Source organism: Vibrio sp. 2132-1 (genome assembly GCF_033344315.1).
Genome location: NZ_JAWPON010000656.1, coordinates 1 through 570 on the forward strand (window position 1 = coordinate 1; position 570 = coordinate 570).

Here is a 570-nt window from a genome sequence, read left to right on the forward strand (position 1 = left end):
AAATCCGCACGTTCAAATTTCTGATGAAAAAAATGCGATAGATCGAACCTTACGGTTAGAAATTAGCGCAACTTGTTTGATTGATAATGACATCCACGAGTTGAAATTCAATTCGGAAGTCGAGCCAGTGAACTTAGGAATGAAGTTGAGTCGAGCGAAATGAGTGAAGAGTTTCTAAAATACTACAATCGTGAATTGGCCTATCTGCGACACAAAGGACAAGAGTTTGGCGAGCAATATCCTAAAATTGCGGCTAGGTTACGTATCAGCGAAGAACAAGTTGAAGACCCACATGTTGAACGTCTGTTGGAAGGTTGTGCTTTTTTAACCGCTCGGATAAGACAAAGTCTGGATAACAGTTACCCACAGTTTACGGAATCACTGATGGGACAGTTATATCCGGACTTTCATGCGCCAATTCCTTCGATGTCAGTGATCAAATTGAACTGTTCAGAGTCAACCACTAGTTCATTTGCTATTCCTGTGGGTGAAAGAGTCGAAGTTAGTGCCCCTGGATATCAAGATTGCCAGTTTCGAACCGGTTACCCGACAACAATGTATCCACTCGAT

At 42.1% G+C, this 570-nt stretch carries 1 protein-coding gene and 1 pseudogene; both read left to right on the forward strand.

The window, feature by feature from the left end; genetic code table 11:
• Nucleotides 1-163 (forward strand): annotated as a pseudogene (locus tag R8N47_RS27215) (type VI secretion system baseplate subunit TssE); the annotation flags it as partial.
• On the forward strand, nt 160-570 hold a 411-nt coding region (locus R8N47_RS27220), incomplete at its 3' end, for a type VI secretion system baseplate subunit TssF (protein WP_318186370.1). The pseudogene R8N47_RS27215 and the gene R8N47_RS27220, both read left to right, overlap by 4 nt.